The organism is Diaphorobacter sp. JS3051 (assembly GCF_015832135.1).
Classification (GTDB): domain Bacteria; phylum Pseudomonadota; class Gammaproteobacteria; order Burkholderiales; family Burkholderiaceae_C; genus Diaphorobacter; species Diaphorobacter nitroreducens.
The window spans coordinates 3,963,547-3,978,309 of record NZ_CP065406.1 but is presented as its reverse complement, the minus strand read 5'-3'; the positions used below and the strand labels follow the sequence as shown (position 1 = coordinate 3,978,309).

The 14,763-nt window shown below is 65.0% G+C and carries 18 protein-coding genes; 10 read left to right on the top strand and 8 right to left on the bottom strand.

Annotated features, from left to right (window positions below; genetic code table 11):
- The first annotated feature begins 283 nt into the window (after positions 1–283).
- Genes I3K84_RS18930 through I3K84_RS18900 form a run of 7 tightly spaced genes read left to right on the top strand, consistent with a single transcriptional unit; the run spans position 284 to position 6,284 of the window.
- Positions 284–850, top strand: coding sequence for a PilL N-terminal domain-containing protein (locus I3K84_RS18930; protein WP_011804682.1), 567 nt, complete (start codon positions 284–286; stop codon positions 848–850).
- Positions 847–1,482, top strand: a complete 636-nt coding sequence (locus I3K84_RS18925; protein ID WP_011804681.1) for a hypothetical protein — start codon at positions 847–849, stop codon at positions 1,480–1,482. The genes I3K84_RS18930 and I3K84_RS18925 overlap by 4 nt, the downstream gene beginning before the upstream one ends.
- A 16-nt stretch (positions 1,483–1,498) precedes the next feature.
- Positions 1,499–2,224 carry a TIGR03759 family integrating conjugative element protein gene (locus I3K84_RS18920; RefSeq protein ID WP_011804680.1) on the top strand — a complete coding sequence of 242 codons (726 nt, stop codon included), beginning with the start codon at positions 1,499–1,501 and terminating at the stop codon, positions 2,222–2,224.
- Positions 2,206–2,796, top strand: coding sequence for a transglycosylase SLT domain-containing protein (locus I3K84_RS18915; RefSeq protein ID WP_196995168.1), 591 nt, complete (start codon positions 2,206–2,208; stop codon positions 2,794–2,796). Before I3K84_RS18920 ends, I3K84_RS18915 begins: the two co-directional genes overlap by 19 nt.
- Positions 2,793–3,341 carry an integrating conjugative element protein gene (locus I3K84_RS18910; RefSeq protein ID WP_196995167.1) on the top strand — a complete coding sequence of 183 codons (549 nt, stop codon included), beginning with the start codon at positions 2,793–2,795 and terminating at the stop codon, positions 3,339–3,341. Before I3K84_RS18915 ends, I3K84_RS18910 begins: the two co-directional genes overlap by 4 nt.
- Positions 3,342–3,345: 4 nt before the next feature.
- Positions 3,346–5,538: a type IV conjugative transfer system coupling protein TraD gene (traD, locus tag I3K84_RS18905; RefSeq protein ID WP_196995166.1), complete on the top strand. Its 2,193-nt coding sequence runs from the start codon at positions 3,346–3,348 to the stop codon at positions 5,536–5,538.
- Positions 5,535–6,284, top strand: a complete 750-nt coding sequence (locus I3K84_RS18900) for a TIGR03747 family integrating conjugative element membrane protein (protein ID WP_023108453.1) — start codon at positions 5,535–5,537, stop codon at positions 6,282–6,284. The genes traD and I3K84_RS18900 overlap by 4 nt, the downstream gene beginning before the upstream one ends.
- A 40-nt stretch (positions 6,285–6,324) precedes the next feature.
- Here I3K84_RS18900 and I3K84_RS18895 read toward each other — a convergent pair whose 3' ends face one another.
- From I3K84_RS18895 to I3K84_RS18860, 8 genes are read right to left on the bottom strand one after another with little or no spacing between them, the layout of a single operon-like run.
- The gene (locus tag I3K84_RS18895) at positions 6,325–8,949 is read right to left on the bottom strand and encodes an AAA family ATPase (protein ID WP_196995165.1); all 2,625 of its coding nucleotides are present in this window, start codon (positions 8,947–8,949) and stop codon (positions 6,325–6,327) included.
- Positions 8,950–8,958: 9 nt separating this feature from the next.
- A complete protein-coding gene (gene nucC / locus I3K84_RS18890) occupies positions 8,959–9,684 on the bottom strand; it encodes a CBASS effector endonuclease NucC (protein WP_003050273.1) in 726 nt (241 codons plus the stop codon).
- A 38-nt stretch (positions 9,685–9,722) separates the two neighbouring features.
- The gene (locus tag I3K84_RS18885; protein WP_011804674.1) at positions 9,723–10,625 is read right to left on the bottom strand and encodes a CBASS oligonucleotide cyclase; all 903 of its coding nucleotides are present in this window, start codon (positions 10,623–10,625) and stop codon (positions 9,723–9,725) included.
- Positions 10,625–11,125 (bottom strand): type III CBASS phage resistance system CD-NTase-associated protein Cap7, encoded by a 501-nt coding sequence (gene cap7 / locus I3K84_RS18880; protein ID WP_011804673.1) that lies wholly within the window; start codon positions 11,123–11,125, stop codon positions 10,625–10,627. The genes I3K84_RS18885 and cap7 overlap by 1 nt, the downstream gene beginning before the upstream one ends.
- Positions 11,122–11,592, bottom strand: a complete 471-nt coding sequence (gene cap8 / locus I3K84_RS18875) for a type III CBASS phage resistance system CD-NTase-associated protein Cap8 (RefSeq protein WP_011804672.1) — start codon at positions 11,590–11,592, stop codon at positions 11,122–11,124. Before cap8 ends, cap7 begins: the two co-directional genes overlap by 4 nt.
- A complete protein-coding gene (locus I3K84_RS18870; RefSeq protein ID WP_003050256.1) occupies positions 11,589–12,503 on the bottom strand; it encodes an AAA family ATPase in 915 nt (304 codons plus the stop codon). The genes cap8 and I3K84_RS18870 overlap by 4 nt, the downstream gene beginning before the upstream one ends.
- Positions 12,504–12,520: 17 nt before the next feature.
- On the bottom strand, positions 12,521–13,096 hold the full coding sequence (locus I3K84_RS18865; RefSeq protein WP_003153636.1) for a PIN domain-containing protein: 576 nt from the start codon (positions 13,094–13,096) through the stop codon (positions 12,521–12,523).
- Positions 13,093–13,563, bottom strand: coding sequence for a helix-turn-helix domain-containing protein (locus I3K84_RS18860; protein ID WP_003050245.1), 471 nt, complete (start codon positions 13,561–13,563; stop codon positions 13,093–13,095). Before I3K84_RS18860 ends, I3K84_RS18865 begins: the two co-directional genes overlap by 4 nt.
- Before the next feature lie 203 nt (positions 13,564–13,766).
- Here I3K84_RS18860 and I3K84_RS18855 point away from each other — a divergent pair, with 203 nt between their 5' ends.
- The 3 genes from I3K84_RS18855 to I3K84_RS18845 are packed head-to-tail and all read left to right on the top strand — an operon-like array spanning position 13,767 to position 14,756.
- On the top strand, positions 13,767–14,150 hold the full coding sequence (locus I3K84_RS18855) for an RAQPRD family integrative conjugative element protein (protein ID WP_011804671.1): 384 nt from the start codon (positions 13,767–13,769) through the stop codon (positions 14,148–14,150).
- Positions 14,147–14,380, top strand: coding sequence for a TIGR03758 family integrating conjugative element protein (locus I3K84_RS18850; protein WP_003050225.1), 234 nt, complete (start codon positions 14,147–14,149; stop codon positions 14,378–14,380). The genes I3K84_RS18855 and I3K84_RS18850 overlap by 4 nt, the downstream gene beginning before the upstream one ends.
- Positions 14,381–14,396: 16 nt before the next feature.
- The gene (locus I3K84_RS18845) at positions 14,397–14,756 is read left to right on the top strand and encodes a TIGR03745 family integrating conjugative element membrane protein (protein ID WP_003090173.1); all 360 of its coding nucleotides are present in this window, start codon (positions 14,397–14,399) and stop codon (positions 14,754–14,756) included.
- Positions 14,757–14,763 lie beyond the last annotated feature (7 nt).

Here is a 14,763-nt window from a genome sequence, read left to right as displayed (position 1 = left end):
TCGCTGCGCAGACGCGTCTGGGCAGCTCGTGTCTTCGCACTCAGCGTCCCTGATGCGTTCGAAAAGCACTTTTTCAACGGCCTGTTAAGGCGGAAATGGCTTGATCTTCTTGCATGATTCGATAATACAACAAGTATTGAATCAATGTGCAAACCACGGTTGGGTTTGCGGGTTGCGCTATGTGTTGGACTGCAAAAGCGGGTAGCTCCGAGTTCGCATTCCTGACTGACCGCGCCGCCGCGCGCGGCCAAGGTATCGGCATCGCAACAGAAGAGCCGATGCCATGCCCGCAATCCATGTATCCCGGCACCTGGTCGGCGCCGGCCTCCTGGCCGCAGCCTTGGCCAGCGGCTGCGCGACCACCACGGCGCCGCTCGCACCCGATGCCATCGAGGAAGTCTCGGCCGCGCCCGAACCCGAGGCGCCCGAGTACATCCCGGTCGTGCGCTACGGCCGCTACACCCTGGTCGAGTTGGCACCCACGGCGGCGCAGCGCGACCTGCTGTTGCAGACCATCGACGTGTCCATGCCCGAGGATGCCCGCGCCACGGTTGGCGACGGGCTGCGGCATGTGCTCAAGCGCAGCGGCTATGGCCTTTGCGAGACCGCGCATGCCGTGATCGAGCTGTACGCGCTGCCGTTGCCTGCGGCACATCTGCACCTCGGCCCTATGACCTTGCGCGATGCGCTACTCACCCTTGCCGGCCCGGCCTGGGACCTGCACGCCGATGACCGGACGCGACAGGTCTGCTTCGAGCGGCACGGCCGCGATGCAGATGCCGATCCGGTTCCCGAACCACTCGCCACCGAGGCGGTGCAGACGTTCCCGCTCGCGGGAGGTCAGCCATGAACAACGCACCACGGCCTTCCCAGCGCTCGACCGCCGCCGTGATCGTGCAGAGCCTGCTCTGGCTTTGGCTGATCGGCCTGAGCGTCTTCGTTGCCCTGAACCACCAGGCGATGAATGGCCTGGCCGACCAGGAACGGGTGGATTCCGGCCTGCAGCAGCTCGAAGCACAGGTGGTCGGGCTGACCGAGACCGTACAGCAGCGGCCGGCTACCGCAACCGCGGCGGAATTGCAGCACATCCGGCAGGCGCTGGAAGCCCGCATCGCGCAGGTTGAACAGGCGCTGGGCGGCCATGCCTCCAACGACGACCTTCAGGCCCTGCGCGCCGAGGTCGAGCAGGCCAAGGCTCGCCAAGCGACGGTTCGTGCCGCTGTGCCTGCGCAGCCGCGCTCACCAAGCAAGGCCGCCGCCAAACCTGAGCCTTTCCCGTTGCCGCTCCGCATCGTGGGTGCCGAACTGCGAGCCGGCCAGCGCAGCCTTTCCGTTGCACCAGCGACGGGCGAGTTCACTGCCGACCAGGTTCACGTGCTGCTGCCCGGCGATGCGGTCGGCCCGTGGCGCTTGCAGGCGATCGAGGGCAACACCGCCGTCTTCCAGGCCGGCGAGCAGACCCGCCGTTTGGCGATTCCCTGACGGAGACCGTCCCGCCATGAAGCCCTCGATCTTGCTCACCCTGTTCCTGCTGGCCGCAGCGCAGTTGCCCGTCTGGGCGCAGCAGCCCGCCACGGCCCAGTCCCGCAATGCCCAGAGCCAGGAGCGTCCCGTGATCGGCCGCATCCTGGACGACCGCGTGGCGAGCGACTGGGGACTGCAACCGCAGGAGTGGGCGCGCTACCGCGAACTGATGGAGGGGCCGCTGGGCATCTACTCGCCCAACCTGGACCCGCTTTCCGCGCTGGGCGTCGAGGCTCGCTCCGATGAAGAGCGGCGCCGCTACGCCGAAATGCAGGTGAAAGCCGAGGCAAGGCGCGTCGAGAAGTTGCTTGCCTACCAGCGCGCCTACGACGAAGCGTGGCAGCGCCTGAACCCCGGCATGCAGCGAGTGAACCTCCCCGATGATCTGCCGACCGCCGCAGGCGTGCGCGGCAGTAGCCGCACGGCGGTGTTCGTCAAGGACGGCTGCGCGGCCTGCGGGCAACTCGTGCAGCGCCTGCAATCCTCGGGCGCCGAGTTCGACCTCTACATGGTCGGCAGCCGCCAGGACGATGCGCGCATCCGCGACTGGGCCAAGCGCGCGAACGTCGATCCGGCGCGCGTGCGCGCCGGCAGCATCACGCTCAACCACGACGGCGGCCGCTGGCTGTCGCTGGGCCTGCCCGGCGATCTGCCCGCCGCCGTGCGCGAAGTGAATGGCCAATGGCAGCGCCAGCCGTAGCCATGCCCCTGCGCGCACTGGTGCTCACTGCCGGCCTGTATGCCGTTGCCGCCCTGGCCCAGGAGGTTCCGCCACCGGCTTACCAGCTTGCCGCCCAGCGCGCAGGCATCCCCTCGACCGTGCTCTACGCCGTGGCCTTGCAGGAGAGCGGCATCCGGCGCAACGGGCGCCTGGTGCCGTGGCCGTGGTCCCTCAACGTCGCCGGCCAGTCGCGCCGCTTCGCCACGCGCGCCGACGCCTGCGCTGACCTGCAGCAGGCGATGCGCGCCACGCCGCACACGCGCATTGATGCGGGCCTGGGCCAGATCAACCTCGGCTACCACAAGCACCGCTTTACCGGCGCGTGCGACCTGCTGGATCCGTATCGCAACCTGGCCGTTGCCGCCGAGATCCTGAAGGAGCAGCACACCCCCGGCGAGGACTGGCTGCTGGCGATCGGCCGCTACCACCGCCCCGCAGGCGGCGAGCCCGCCGCCCGCTATCGGCGCAGCGTGTCGCGCCACCTTGCCCGCGTGCAGGGCACGCGACCAGCCGCCGCGGTCCTCGCGGCGCGCCAGGAGACCTCCCCATGACGAAACCCCATCCCGCCCATCTCGCGTTCACGGGCCTGCTCATGCTGCTGTCAGGCCTGCCGCTGGCCTCGCGTGCCGGCGAGCCACTGATCGTTGTCGAGGACCGCGGCGGCACGTCGGCGCTGCCGTACTACGAAGCCCTGAACCTGCAGCCGCGCGCCAACGCACCGGCGCGGCCGCCCATCCCGACGCCCCGGGTTCCCGCCACGCCAGCGGACGAAGCCGCGATGCTGCCGGTGCGCAGCGCCAAGCTCACGCCCGGCACCGTCGCGCGACGGGTGATCGAAGCGCCCGGCCTGCGGCCGTTCGTGGTCATCGGCGACGACGAGGCTTCCCGGGCCTGGTTGCAGCGCCGCGCCGCCGCTTTGCGTGAACGCGGCGTGGTCGGCCTGGTGGTCAACGTCGAGACCGCGCAGGGCCTGGCGCGGCTGCGCGCCCTGGTGCCTGGCGTACCGCTCGCGCCCGTGGCCGGCGACGACCTGGCCGATCGCCTGGGCCTGCGGCACTACCCGGCGCTGATCACGGCCACCGGCATCGAGCAATGAAGCCATGTCAGGCAAACAGCCGGTCGAGGTTCTGCTACGCCCAGCGGTGGAGCTATACACCGTCGCGGCGTGTGCAGGCGCCGCGTTTCTGTGCCTGGTGGCCCCATGGTCGCTCGCGCTGAGCCCGGCCATGGGCATCGGCAGCGCCTTGGCGTTCGGCGCCTACGGCGCGATCCGCTACCGCGATGCCCGCATCATCCTGCGCTACCGGCGCAACATCCGCCGTCTGCCGCGGTACGTGATGACCAGCAAGGACGTGCCGGTCAGCCAGCAGCGCCTATTCGTGGGGCGCGGCTTTCTCTGGGAGCAGAAGCACACGCATCGGCTGATGCAGACGTACCGGCCCGAGTTCCGCCGCTACGTCGAGCCGACGCCGGCCTACCGCCTGGCCAGGCGCCTGGAGGAACGGCTGGAATTCGCGCCATTGCCGCTCTCGCGCCTGCCGAAGCTCACCGGCTGGGACGTGCCTTTCAACCCCGTGCGCCCGTTGCCGCCTGTCGGTGGCCTGCCGCGCCTGCACGGCATCGAACCCGACGAGGTGGATGTCAGCCTGCCGCTGGGCGAGCGCGTCGGCCACTCGCTGGTGCTGGGCACCACGCGGGTGGGCAAAACGCGCCTGGCCGAGTTGTTCGTCACGCAGGACATCCGCCGCAGGAATGCTGCCGGCGAGCATGAGGTCGTCATCGTCATCGATCCCAAGGGGGATGCCGATCTCTTGAAGCGGATGTACGTCGAAGCCCAGCGCGCTGGCCGCGAAGGCGAGTTCTACGTCTTCCACTTGGGCTGGCCGGACATTTCGGCACGCTACAACGCGGTGGGCCGCTTCGGCCGCATCAGCGAAGTGGCGACCCGGGTGGCGGGGCAGCTCTCCGGCGAAGGCAACAGCGCGGCGTTCCGCGAGTTCGCATGGCGCTTCGTGAACATCATCGCCCGCGCCCTGGTGGAACTGGGGCAGCGCCCGGACTACATGCTGATCCAGCGCCACGTCATCAACATCGACGCGCTGTTCATCGAGTACGCCCAGCACTACTTCGCCAAGACGGAGCCCAAGGCCTGGGAGGTGATCGTCCAGATCGAGGCCAAGCTCAACGAGAAGAACATCCCAAGGAACATGATCGGGCGCGAGAAGCGCGTGGTGGCGCTGGAGCAGTACCTCTCCCAGGCGCGCAACTACGACCCGGTGCTCGACGGGCTGCGCTCGGCGGTCCGCTACGACAAGACCTACTTCGACAAGATCGTTGCATCGCTTCTGCCGCTGCTGGAAAAGCTCACCAGCGGCAAGATCGCCCAGCTCCTGGCGCCGAACTACTCCGACCTGGCCGACCCACGGCCGATCTTCGACTGGATGCAGGTGATCAGGAAGCGAGCCGTCGTCTATGTGGGCCTGGATGCGCTGTCCGATGCCGAGGTCGCCGCGGCGGTCGGCAATTCGATGTTCTCCGACCTGGTTTCGGTCGCAGGCCACATCTACAAGCACGGGATCGACGATGGACTGCCGGGTGCATCGGCTGGTGCGCGCGTGCCGATCAACGTGCATGCGGACGAGTTCAATGAATTGATGGGTGACGAGTTCATTCCGCTCATCAACAAGGGCGGTGGCGCGGGCCTGCAAGTCACCGCCTACACGCAAACGCTCTCGGACATCGAGGCCCGCATCGGCAATCGCGCGAAGGCCGGCCAAGTGATCGGGAATTTCAACAACCTGTTCATGTTGCGCGTGCGCGAGACGGCCACCGCGGAACTGCTGACGAGGCAGTTGCCGAAGGTCGAGGTCTATACGACTACCATCGTCTCGGGCGCGACGGACAGCTCAGACATCCGCGGCGCGACGGATTTCACGTCGAACACCCAGGACCGCATCAGCATGTCCAGCGTGCCGATGATCGAGCCGTCACACGTCGTCGGCCTGCCCAAGGGCCAGTGCTTCGCGCTGCTGCAGGGCGGCCAGCTTTGGAAGGTACGCATGCCGCTGCCGGCGCCGGACGCGGATGAAGTGATGCCGGCGGACCTGCAGCAACTGGCCGGGTACATGCGCCAGAGCTACAGCGAGGCCACGCAGTGGTGGGAGTTCACCAGCTCGTCGGCCTTGCAGGATCCGGCCTTGCCCGACGACCTGCTTGACGATGCCGCTGCGGCCGAGCCCGGCGCGGTGGCCACCGGCGCCGACGATGGCGCGGACAACGAGGCCGTGCCATGAAGGATGCCGCCTCGACCGCGCAGCGGGAGCAGAACAAACGCCAAGGCTTGATCGTCGGCACCATCACCTTACCGTTCCGGCTGCTCGGGGTGCTCATTGGCTCGCTGCTGTTCTCGATCGCGGTGGAGTGCGTCGGCATGCACCTGTTCTGGAAGGACCAGGGCTGGCGCCACTCCCAGCAGATGCTGCAGTACGAACTCGGGCACCTGTCCGACCACTTCACGCGCAGCGTGGTCGTGCAGGAGCCGGGGCGCACGGCGCACGAGCTGGTGGATACCGGGTACGAGTGGGTGTTCGTGCGCTCGGGGTTGCTGGAGCGCATGAGCCAGACCGCCGAGCGCGTCCGCTCGGCCAGCCACGGGCAGAGCCGCAACTTCCGCTACTACATCAGCCAAGTCTATGTCTGGGCCGAAAGCTACCTGATCGCTGCGGCCTTCACGACGCTCACCTTCCTGGTGCGCCTGCTGGTCCTGGTGCTCACGCTGCCCCTGATCCTCACGGCGGCATTCGTCGGCCTGATTGACGGCCTGGTGCGACGGGATGTGCGCCGGTTCGGCGCCGGCCGCGAATCCGGCTTCATCTACCACCGCGCGAAGGCCAGCCTGATGCCGTTGGCCGTGCTGCCTTGGGTCACCTATCTCGCTCTGCCCATATCGGTGCATCCTCTGGTCATCCTGCTGCCCAGCGCGGCGTTGCTGGGGATGGCAGTCAGCCTGACCGCAGGCAGCTTCAAGAAGTACTTATGAGGTGACACGGGCGGCACTGCTCTGCAAAGCCGTGTGCCGTTCATCGGTTCTGCAGGGTATCAAGAGCAGCATCCAACGCCGTAACCGCCTCGACGACCGTTCTTACCGTCGCCCGATCGAACTCATGATCGCGCTGAGCGTCGTGCACACCGCTATTGAGGTAACCCCATTCAATACTCGTACCGCTGACATTGAGCAGCCTGACCAACGCCCCTACGGCATCCGGCGCACCCGCATGTTGCGCCGCGATACGCTCGACGGCCGACCGCAACTTGGTGCATTTATTGTTCAGCTCCCAAGGCGCGCGGGGCCCGCTCAGCTTGATGTCGATCCGGCCGTCCGCCCGCCGACCCAGCCACGTCCACAGGCGGTCCGTCAGACTCTCCAGCGCCGGCCGGGCCTGGCGCAGTGCCTCGCGTTTCTCGTCAGCCGCCAACGCCTGCTGGGCCAGAAGAACATAGTTCTTCGCTGGCGGGTCGCTGTCGACCCGCAGTTCGTGCTCTCCCTGATGCGGGAGAAACTTGTAGCGCTTGATGGCCGCGGCGCGGCGCACGCCCAACTCCTGCTGGATGCGGTGCAGGAACTCCTCTGCGTGCGAGGTGAGGATAACCTGCTTGCCGTGGAGCAAACCGTCCTCGAAGAAGGTACGCCAGATGCCATCGCGATGGTCGTCGTCTATCGCATTGACGACGTCATCGAAGATGACCACGGGGCAGCCCTGCGCGAGGTTCTTGGCAAGCAGAATCGCCAGACCCAAGCATTTGATGTGCCCTTCGCTGAAGACGATCAACGCGTCGTAGCGCACGCCCGGCTCGCCGGCGAACTCCACCTCGATCTTGCCGTTCTCGGCCACGGGCAACCACAGCGCGTGCAGCAGATCGCCGGGCGGATCGGCCCGGTTGAATGCGTTGTAGAGATGGCGGGCTTGGTCTCCCAGCCCCTGTAGCAGAACCCCCGGCAGAGCGGTCAGGTATGCCTGAATCTCGGGTAGGAAGCCGTCGTAGGCGGCCTTGACCCGCTGATGGTGCACCACCACCGGCATTTCGTCCGTGGCCGCCTGGATCAGGCCGCGGTTCGCGTCGTCGAACTGGGCCACGGTTTGGCGGGCGGCCGCCAGCTCCTGATCCGCAGTCGTGCGCATGGTCCGCAGCCGTTCGATCTCCAGCTGATGCTGTTGCAGGCGGTCCCGCTCCTGGGCCATCGCGCCGCGCTGGGCATTCACGTCGCGCGCCTGCGCGTCGAAGCCTTCGATGATCTGTGCGATCCGTAAGAGGGCTTGCCAGGCGCGCTGGTCCCCATTCACCCAGCCGCCGAGCCAATTGCCCGCCGACGTGGGAGGCAGCAGTGGCAGGCCCGCGGCCTGCGATTCGGCAGGACAAGCGACCCCAGCCGCCGCCACCACGCGGCGCATTTCGTCCCACAGCGCTCGGACCGCCTCGCTCAACTGCGTCCGATGCCCGGCCTCTTGCTGCTGCAGGACGGCCAGTTGCGCGAGCTGCTCCAGGCCCATTCGCGCCCTGGCGAACGGGTCCTGCGCCACGGCGGCCAGTCCGGTTCCACATGCCGGACACGCGGTCGCCCCGTCCGCCAACGCTTGCACGGCCTCGTAGAGCTTCGCGTACGACACCTCGCCGGCGCGGGCCGCGAGTTGCGCGGAAGACGCTTGCCACAGTCCCTGGACGCGGTAGGCCTCTGCCAGCAACGCTTGCAGGCGGGCCTGGGTCACCTCGTGAATGGCAGGCGGGTTGGCGTCCAGCTGAGCCTGGACATACGGTAGCCGTCCTTGCTGCTGCGGCGTACCCAGCAGCCAGTCCACGCAGGTTTGATAGGTCGCGCCAGGTGACATGCGCTGCGCCAAAGCTTGTTCCAGGCCCTCGACCGCTGCGATCTTCTGCGGGTAGGCGGCGATGGTCTGTTCGGAGTTCGCCAACCGCAGGCGACGCTGCGCCAGCTGCGCCGCCTGCACGCCGGCAAGCATCAGGTCCTGATCGAGCGAGGGGTTGAAGCCGCGCACGAACTCGCTGAACTGGTCCACGCCGAACAGGGTGGCGATGAGCTGGCGCTGATCGCTCGGGGTCCGCGCGGCGATTCGGGCGAAATCGTCGAGGCGGTTCTTCTCGATGAAGCAGAAGCGATACTCAGCTTCGTCGGGCTGGACGGCCTGCGCTTCGCCCGCCGCCGTAGACGACAGGACTGGCGCGATGTGGCGGCGCAGGCGAGCGTTGTTGCAGTACGTCCGCTGGTCGACCCGCTTGGCCTGCGCTTCGCTGATCGAACCGAGCATCGCCACTTCCAAGGCTTCGCAGAAGCTGCTCTTGCCGGTGCCGTTGGCACCGTAGACCAAGGTGATGTCATGGCTGAGGTCGAACGTCTCCTGCCGCATGAATCCTCGAAACGGCCCGACTTCGAGCTGGTGCAGTCGCCCGAGCGCCGGCCCGTTTTCGGGGCCGCGCGCGTCCCCGTCGTAGGCGACAGGCATCTGCGCCAGATGCGCGATGGCCAGCGGCGCCAAGCGCGTGGAGCGCCCCCGGCGTGCAGCACCGACCTCGGCCAGTGGCTGCAGGTGATCGAGCACCAGGTGCGCCAGCCGGCGCACGTCGTCGTGCACGTGCCGCTGCGTCAAGTGCGCCAGGAACCGGTGGTACTCCGAACGTATGCTTGCCACAGCGACCCCTCACTTGGTCAACCACTGACCGTAAGCCTCCACATCGATCATGGGGACCGTTCCACTGAACTGAAGCTGCGCGATCAGCTTGAAAAGAAACGCGGTCGCCGGCTTGTTTTCGTTGGTGTAGCTGTACGCGCCGCTGGCTTGGTCATAGAAAAAGTGCCCGTGGGCGGCAACGCATCCGATGTCCAGACGCCCCTCGGTGAGGTTTGCATTCAGCGCCTTGTCCATGGATGGGCCCAATGCAGGACTCCATTCGCTCTCGAAGGTGAGCAAGCCACCCAGAATCGGAATCAACGGCTTCGCTGGGTAGGTCCCGCCAGCGTGCGGGATCGGCAGGCTCGTGCGGTGCAGCCTGCGCACACTGGCGACCTTCTCCTGGGCATAGGCCACAAGCCCCGCGTCAGCCGTCTGCTTGGCCTCGAACACGGCGTACACGCTTTCGGCTGGAATGATCGTCTCGTTCTCGTAGGTGAAGATAAAAGGCGAATATTGCCGATCAAACACCACCACATCGATCTGCTGGCTGAAGTTCCCCAGGCTGTCCACCACATGCGCCTTCGCCGCCTGGTACCGTTTGGGCAGATAGGTATCCAGCATGTCGATCCAGACATTCTCGCTCGCATCCCCCTTCGTACCCGGGTGACCGAAGGTCTTGCGTACTACGGACAAGCGCTGCTGGATGTCTTCATGCAGGGACGACAGGAGCTGGGAAAGCGACCACTGGGACATGCTGTACCTCGATGGGACGTGTATGGAAGCCGATGGAATCAGGACAGTGGGAACTTGGGGCCAAACAGTGCGCGCCAGGCGCGAAGCGCTTCGATATTGCGACCACGACGCGCGTGGTCGATGGCGATGCTTGCGTCCTGGCTCGCCTGGAACAGCAGCTGCTGCGCGCGCTGCTTGCGCGCGGCATCCATATCGTTGCTGATCGCCGGGCCAAGTCCGGCGGGATCCGGCCACTCGTCATGAACACGATCGGCAAGCGTGGCAAAGAACGACTGGATCTCGCGATCGAACGATCCTCCCCAGCCGCCGTAAAGACACTCAAGGGCCATTACCTCGATCAGGAACGAGGGCTTCACCGGCTTCTGATCGCCGTGCTTGGGATTGTTGTTCCAGTACTTCACCATGCGCACGAGACCTTTCCACTCATTGGCATAGGCTTGGTGCGCTGCGGTCGCCTTGTCCTTATGGATCTCCGGGTCCGTCTTGATCCACTTTCCGGACGCCGTATCGGGGATCTCATACTGGTCGCCGGTGTCGAATGCGGGCACCGCATCCACGCTGACCACCCGGTAGTCCGTGTTGTCCTCCGCGTCGATGTGAACACCGAAATCCACGTTGATCGAGCGCGCCTGTTTGCGCACGGCCGCCGAACCGTATTTCTCCACCAATGCAGAGTGGAAATCATCCAGCACTACCGATGCGGCCTTGCCGTGGTAATGCTTCTCCGAGTCCTTCAGCACGAAGAAGATGTCGATATCCTTGAGCGGCTTCGTCTTCGTGTATCGAGCATAGGACCCGGTCAGGAAGCTGCGCGCAATGCCGAACTTGGTCTGCAGGTAGTCCCGCCCTTCGTTCTGACGTTGCGAGGCATTCTTCTGTTCGCGTTCGTTGAGTTCCAGACGCGACTTGAACTTGCGAAAAGCTTCATCGATCGACAGCATCAGCGTTGCCTCCAATATCCGGCCTGACCCGCCAGGCCGCTGTGTTCGACAGTCGAGCCTAGGCTCTGCTTGACCATTCCATCCGTCGAGCGATAACTTCCTTTGCTCCACCCCTCCACATCAGGCCGCCCTGGCTTTGTATCGAGCATTAACTTGTACTTGGCCTGCGATGGCAGCAGCCCAGCTTTCTTGATCGCGTACTTCAACTGCTCGGTATCTGTCCAGAAGCTGCCGTCGCCATCGGACCACCCATACACGATGTCGATATCCCATCGGGTCACGAGTTTGTCGGCTGCCGGGTTGTAGATCTCCAGAATCACCTTGCGCAGATCACCGGTCCCGAGCCACGTCTTGATGGCTCGGGTATTGCTCTCCCAGCGATCCGCGAAGTGCTCGGGGTCCAGCCCACTGAGCAGGATGATGTCTTTCAAGCTCTTGAGGATGTTGTCGGTCACATAGGTAACCGAGTGCGTGTACGAGTAGGTGGCGACGGTGCTCATGACTTGAGGAAACCTCCGAGGTCGAGCGACAGCGCTTGCCCAGCATCGGCCTGCGCCTGCGTGGCAATTCCTTGGCTCAAGTCCCGTGCAATGATGCGAGAACTGTGCTTTTTGAGCGCGGTTTGCACCCAGCCGAGCTGCTCCTTCGGACACGGCAGCGAGACTCCCCAGTCTCCCTTCAACGGCTCGAACCCCAAGACATCTTCGTTGGCATCATCACCATCGATCGCGTCTTCGTCGAAGAGGCAGTAGATCCTGGTCCGTGGTCCATCGCATGTCGCAACGATGGGCGCGCTCTTGGGTGCCTGGTCGGCGATCAAGCTGGCGGCCACGCCCGCCACGGCCCTGAGTTCAGAGCGAGCCGTGCCGTCCTTGCCCTGAGTGAGCAGTTCGACAATGGCATCCCACGTCTGCAACGCATCGCGGTGCGGCGAGCTGCGAAACGTCCGGCTGACAACGGTGGTCATTTTTGCTTCCCTCCTTGAAGGCGCATTTGCTTTGCCTGTCGTATCGCACTGCGCAGGTGCTCTACGGAAAGCTTGTTCGGATCGATAGCCACTTGCGGGTCGGCCGCGAGGGCGTTGGCTACGACCTTGCGAATGGCCCGACCATCCAATCCGACGCACTCGCCAGCGCACGCGTCGAACTGGTGAGCCGAGGAAAGCTTGCCAATCCCCGGAAATGTCTTTGCCAGGCCATTCAGGCAGTCCACCAGGATCTGCTTGCAGGCATCCTTGCCTGGCAGTGGCACCTCCATCACCATGTCGCAACGAGATAGGAAGGCACTGTCGACGGCCTGTGGGAAGTTGCTGGTGGCCACGAACAGCAGATGCGGGTTGCGTTCGGCCAACATGTCCAACTGCACCAACACCGCGTCGGTGGCCCGGTGCACATCAACCGGGTTGGCTTCCAGGCTGAGCTTGGCTCGATCAGCCGCAAGCGTTTCGACCTCGTCCAGAAGGACGATCGTCGGGCCCGCCGCTGCGGATTCTGCGATCGATTGCGAGAACAGGTCTGCCACGGCGCGTTGAGTCTTTCCCATTGCAGAGCTCGTCAGCGTGTGAGGCTCCACTTCCAGCAATCGAAACTTCGCAGAAGAAAAAGATTCGGCCACACGATGCGCCAAGCCCCGTGCCAAGGAGGTCTTCCCAGTCCCCGGCGGGCCGACCAACAAGATCACGCCGTGCAGGGGGAGTACCGTGCGCTCCACCTTGGGGCGCACCGTGAAGTTGACGATCGCCTGTGACAGCAACTGTTTTTTGATGGCTTCGTCCATCACGATCGAATCCCACAAGTCACCCAGCGACTTATCCGGCAGCTTCCAGCTTCGATGGATGCCTTTCGGCAAAGTGGCGTCTGATGAAGGATTCTTGGTCATCCGTGGCTCTCGGCGGGTCAGAGAATGGTGCGATAGGTCGCCAGCACCTTGGTCGTTTGCACAAGGCCTTGGCGCAGCAGGATTTCGAGATAGCGGTCCACATCGATCGGCGGATGCTTGAGTTGGGCACGCTGGCGCTGCGCAGCCGACACTACGGCGGCCGCATCCAGATCCAGCAGGTTGTCCACAAACTCATCGGGGTGCTGCGATTCGATGCCGTACGGAGCCAGCAGATCGTTCGGGAAATCACGTTCGTTGAACGTCACAATCACGCTCGCACCGCAGCGAATCGCCGCAGCCAGGACGTGCCGATCGTTCGGATCGGGTAATGTCAGGCCTGCCACGAGCGCTTCGTAGCCCTCCACCAAGCCGTCCGGAATGGCCCTGTCCATGAGATCCGACGTCCTGTCGACCTGAACCCGGGTGAGATCGGGGCGGTTGATCAACAGATTGCGTTTCCACTCCTCATGAATGGCTTGGCTCCACCGCGCCCGGAAGCGGCCAGACAGGCCGAGCCACATCAGGAAATCCCGCAGTGGCGCGGGATATAGAACGCACGCGTCGTAGACGGCGGTGAATGGGGAATGCCTCATTCGTATCCCATTCCCAACTCTTGCGACTGCTGAGCGAGTTCGGCCATCGCCTGCTCACTGGCGCGCTCGCGCGCTTCCTTGTACTGCATCAGATCGGCGAACCTCACCCTGCGGTGCTTGCCGGTGCGATGAAATGCCAACACCCCATCTTCTAGCAGCTTGACGAAATGGGGACGGGACACGTTGAGCAAGTCCGCCGCCTCTTGGGTCGTCAGCTCTGCATGGACGGGCACCACCTTTACTGCATTGCCATCGGCCAACTCGGCCAGGATGTCGACCAGCAGGCGTAAAGCCGAGGTAGGCAGTTCCACCTGATGAGCCTGTTTGTGGTCATCAAAGATCTGGATGTGCTGCGTCTCGAACTGGGTTGCGAGGTAAGCCGCCAAGGCACGTTGACCCTGGACGGCTGCCTTAACCTCTCCCGCGGCGGGAAGGGTCATCTTGGATTGGGCAGTGGCGGTGGTCATGGGTAGCTCCTAAGCGAAAACGGTTGCAGAGCCGATCATATTCGAAACACTCGAAAAACGCAATAATCGAAACTCGACCCGGGCTTTTGTAGGTTCGCTCGCGGTATGCCCAATCCGGTCGTCCGCCAGTTCCTATTGTTTGCGGCCTAAAACAGCCCTGATCTCCACGATCACCCCATTGCTGATCACACAGGAATGGCGCGATGGTGGCTTCGATCTGGCTGCGCGCCGCGCATCGCGGCGTGCCCACTTTTCTCGTGACGGCCCTCCTGCTGGGTCTGTCCCAGATGGCCTTGGCCGAGTCTCCGGCACAGCGCCAGAAGCTGGTCGCCGCACTGCGCCAGCTCGACGCGCTGGAGCGCACCGTCGCGGACAGCGCCGCGCATGCCCCCATCCAGCCGGGCGAGCGCTACCACTTCGACTACCCGCGGCTGCTGGCTGACCTGGCGCGCGTTCGCGCCGGCATCCAGTTTCACCTGACGCCATCGCGCGCTCAGCCGCGCGACCCCTCCGAACTGGCCGGCGACTACCGCACCGAGCGGGCGGCCGAGCCGCTGCCGGCGACGACTGCGGGGGGCAAGCAATGAACGGCGCCCAGGTCTCGGCATTTCAAGCCAACAGCGGCATCGCGCCTTCCGCAATGGCGACCGTCCTGGTCGGCGTCGTGTTCGCGGTCCTGCTCGTGTGGGGCGTCTGGGCCATCCGAACGGCCTACGTGGGGTGGTCCGAGAGCCGCCTCAACCAGCGCCAGTTCCTCGGCGTCTGCATCCGCTTCGTCGCGATGTACCTCGTCCTGAGTTTCTTCCTTCTGTCCTGACCTGAAAGGCCCGACCATGCACAACCGCAACCTCACTTCCCGTTTTGCCCAGCGCGCCGCCGTGGCCCTGGGCGCCGCCGCGCTGCCCGCGCTGTCGTTCGCGCAAGGTCTGCCGCAATTGGAGAACCCCACGCGCGGCACCGGCAACGGCATCATGGAGACCATCCGCAACTACGGCTACGACATCATCATGCTCGTGGCCCTGCTGGTGGTGGCGTCGATGTTCATCGGCGTCTGCTACCACGCCTACGGGACCTACGCGGAGATCCACACCGGCCGCAAGACGTGGGGCCAGTTCGGCCTCACGGTCGCCATCGGCGCCGTGCTGCTGGTGATCGGCATCTGGCTGCTCACCGAAGCTACCGGCATCCTGTAAGCGAGGC

Bases quoted from the DNA above. Each gene is read 5' to 3' on its own strand.
- I3K84_RS18930 (WP_011804682.1), top strand. From the start codon at position 284: ATGCCCGCAATCCATGTATCCCGGCACCTGGTCGGCGCCGGCCTCCTG.
- I3K84_RS18925 (WP_011804681.1), top strand. From the start codon at position 847: ATGAACAACGCACCACGGCCTTCCCAGCGCTCGACCGCCGCCGTGATC.
- I3K84_RS18920 (WP_011804680.1), top strand. From the start codon at position 1,499: ATGAAGCCCTCGATCTTGCTCACCCTGTTCCTGCTGGCCGCAGCGCAG.
- I3K84_RS18915 (WP_196995168.1), top strand. From the start codon at position 2,206: ATGGCAGCGCCAGCCGTAGCCATGCCCCTGCGCGCACTGGTGCTCACT.
- I3K84_RS18910 (WP_196995167.1), top strand. From the start codon at position 2,793: ATGACGAAACCCCATCCCGCCCATCTCGCGTTCACGGGCCTGCTCATG.
- traD (WP_196995166.1), top strand. From the start codon at position 3,346: ATGTCAGGCAAACAGCCGGTCGAGGTTCTGCTACGCCCAGCGGTGGAG.
- I3K84_RS18900 (WP_023108453.1), top strand. From the start codon at position 5,535: ATGAAGGATGCCGCCTCGACCGCGCAGCGGGAGCAGAACAAACGCCAA.
- nucC (WP_003050273.1), bottom strand. From the start codon at position 9,684: ATGTCCCAGTGGTCGCTTTCCCAGCTCCTGTCGTCCCTGCATGAAGAC.
- I3K84_RS18885 (WP_011804674.1), bottom strand. From the start codon at position 10,625: ATGCTGTCGATCGATGAAGCTTTTCGCAAGTTCAAGTCGCGTCTGGAA.
- cap7 (WP_011804673.1), bottom strand. From the start codon at position 11,125: ATGAGCACCGTCGCCACCTACTCGTACACGCACTCGGTTACCTATGTG.
- cap8 (WP_011804672.1), bottom strand. From the start codon at position 11,592: ATGACCACCGTTGTCAGCCGGACGTTTCGCAGCTCGCCGCACCGCGAT.
- I3K84_RS18870 (WP_003050256.1), bottom strand. From the start codon at position 12,503: ATGACCAAGAATCCTTCATCAGACGCCACTTTGCCGAAAGGCATCCAT.
- I3K84_RS18865 (WP_003153636.1), bottom strand. From the start codon at position 13,096: ATGAGGCATTCCCCATTCACCGCCGTCTACGACGCGTGCGTTCTATAT.
- I3K84_RS18860 (WP_003050245.1), bottom strand. From the start codon at position 13,563: ATGACCACCGCCACTGCCCAATCCAAGATGACCCTTCCCGCCGCGGGA.
- I3K84_RS18855 (WP_011804671.1), top strand. From the start codon at position 13,767: ATGGTGGCTTCGATCTGGCTGCGCGCCGCGCATCGCGGCGTGCCCACT.
- I3K84_RS18850 (WP_003050225.1), top strand. From the start codon at position 14,147: ATGAACGGCGCCCAGGTCTCGGCATTTCAAGCCAACAGCGGCATCGCG.
- I3K84_RS18845 (WP_003090173.1), top strand. From the start codon at position 14,397: ATGCACAACCGCAACCTCACTTCCCGTTTTGCCCAGCGCGCCGCCGTG.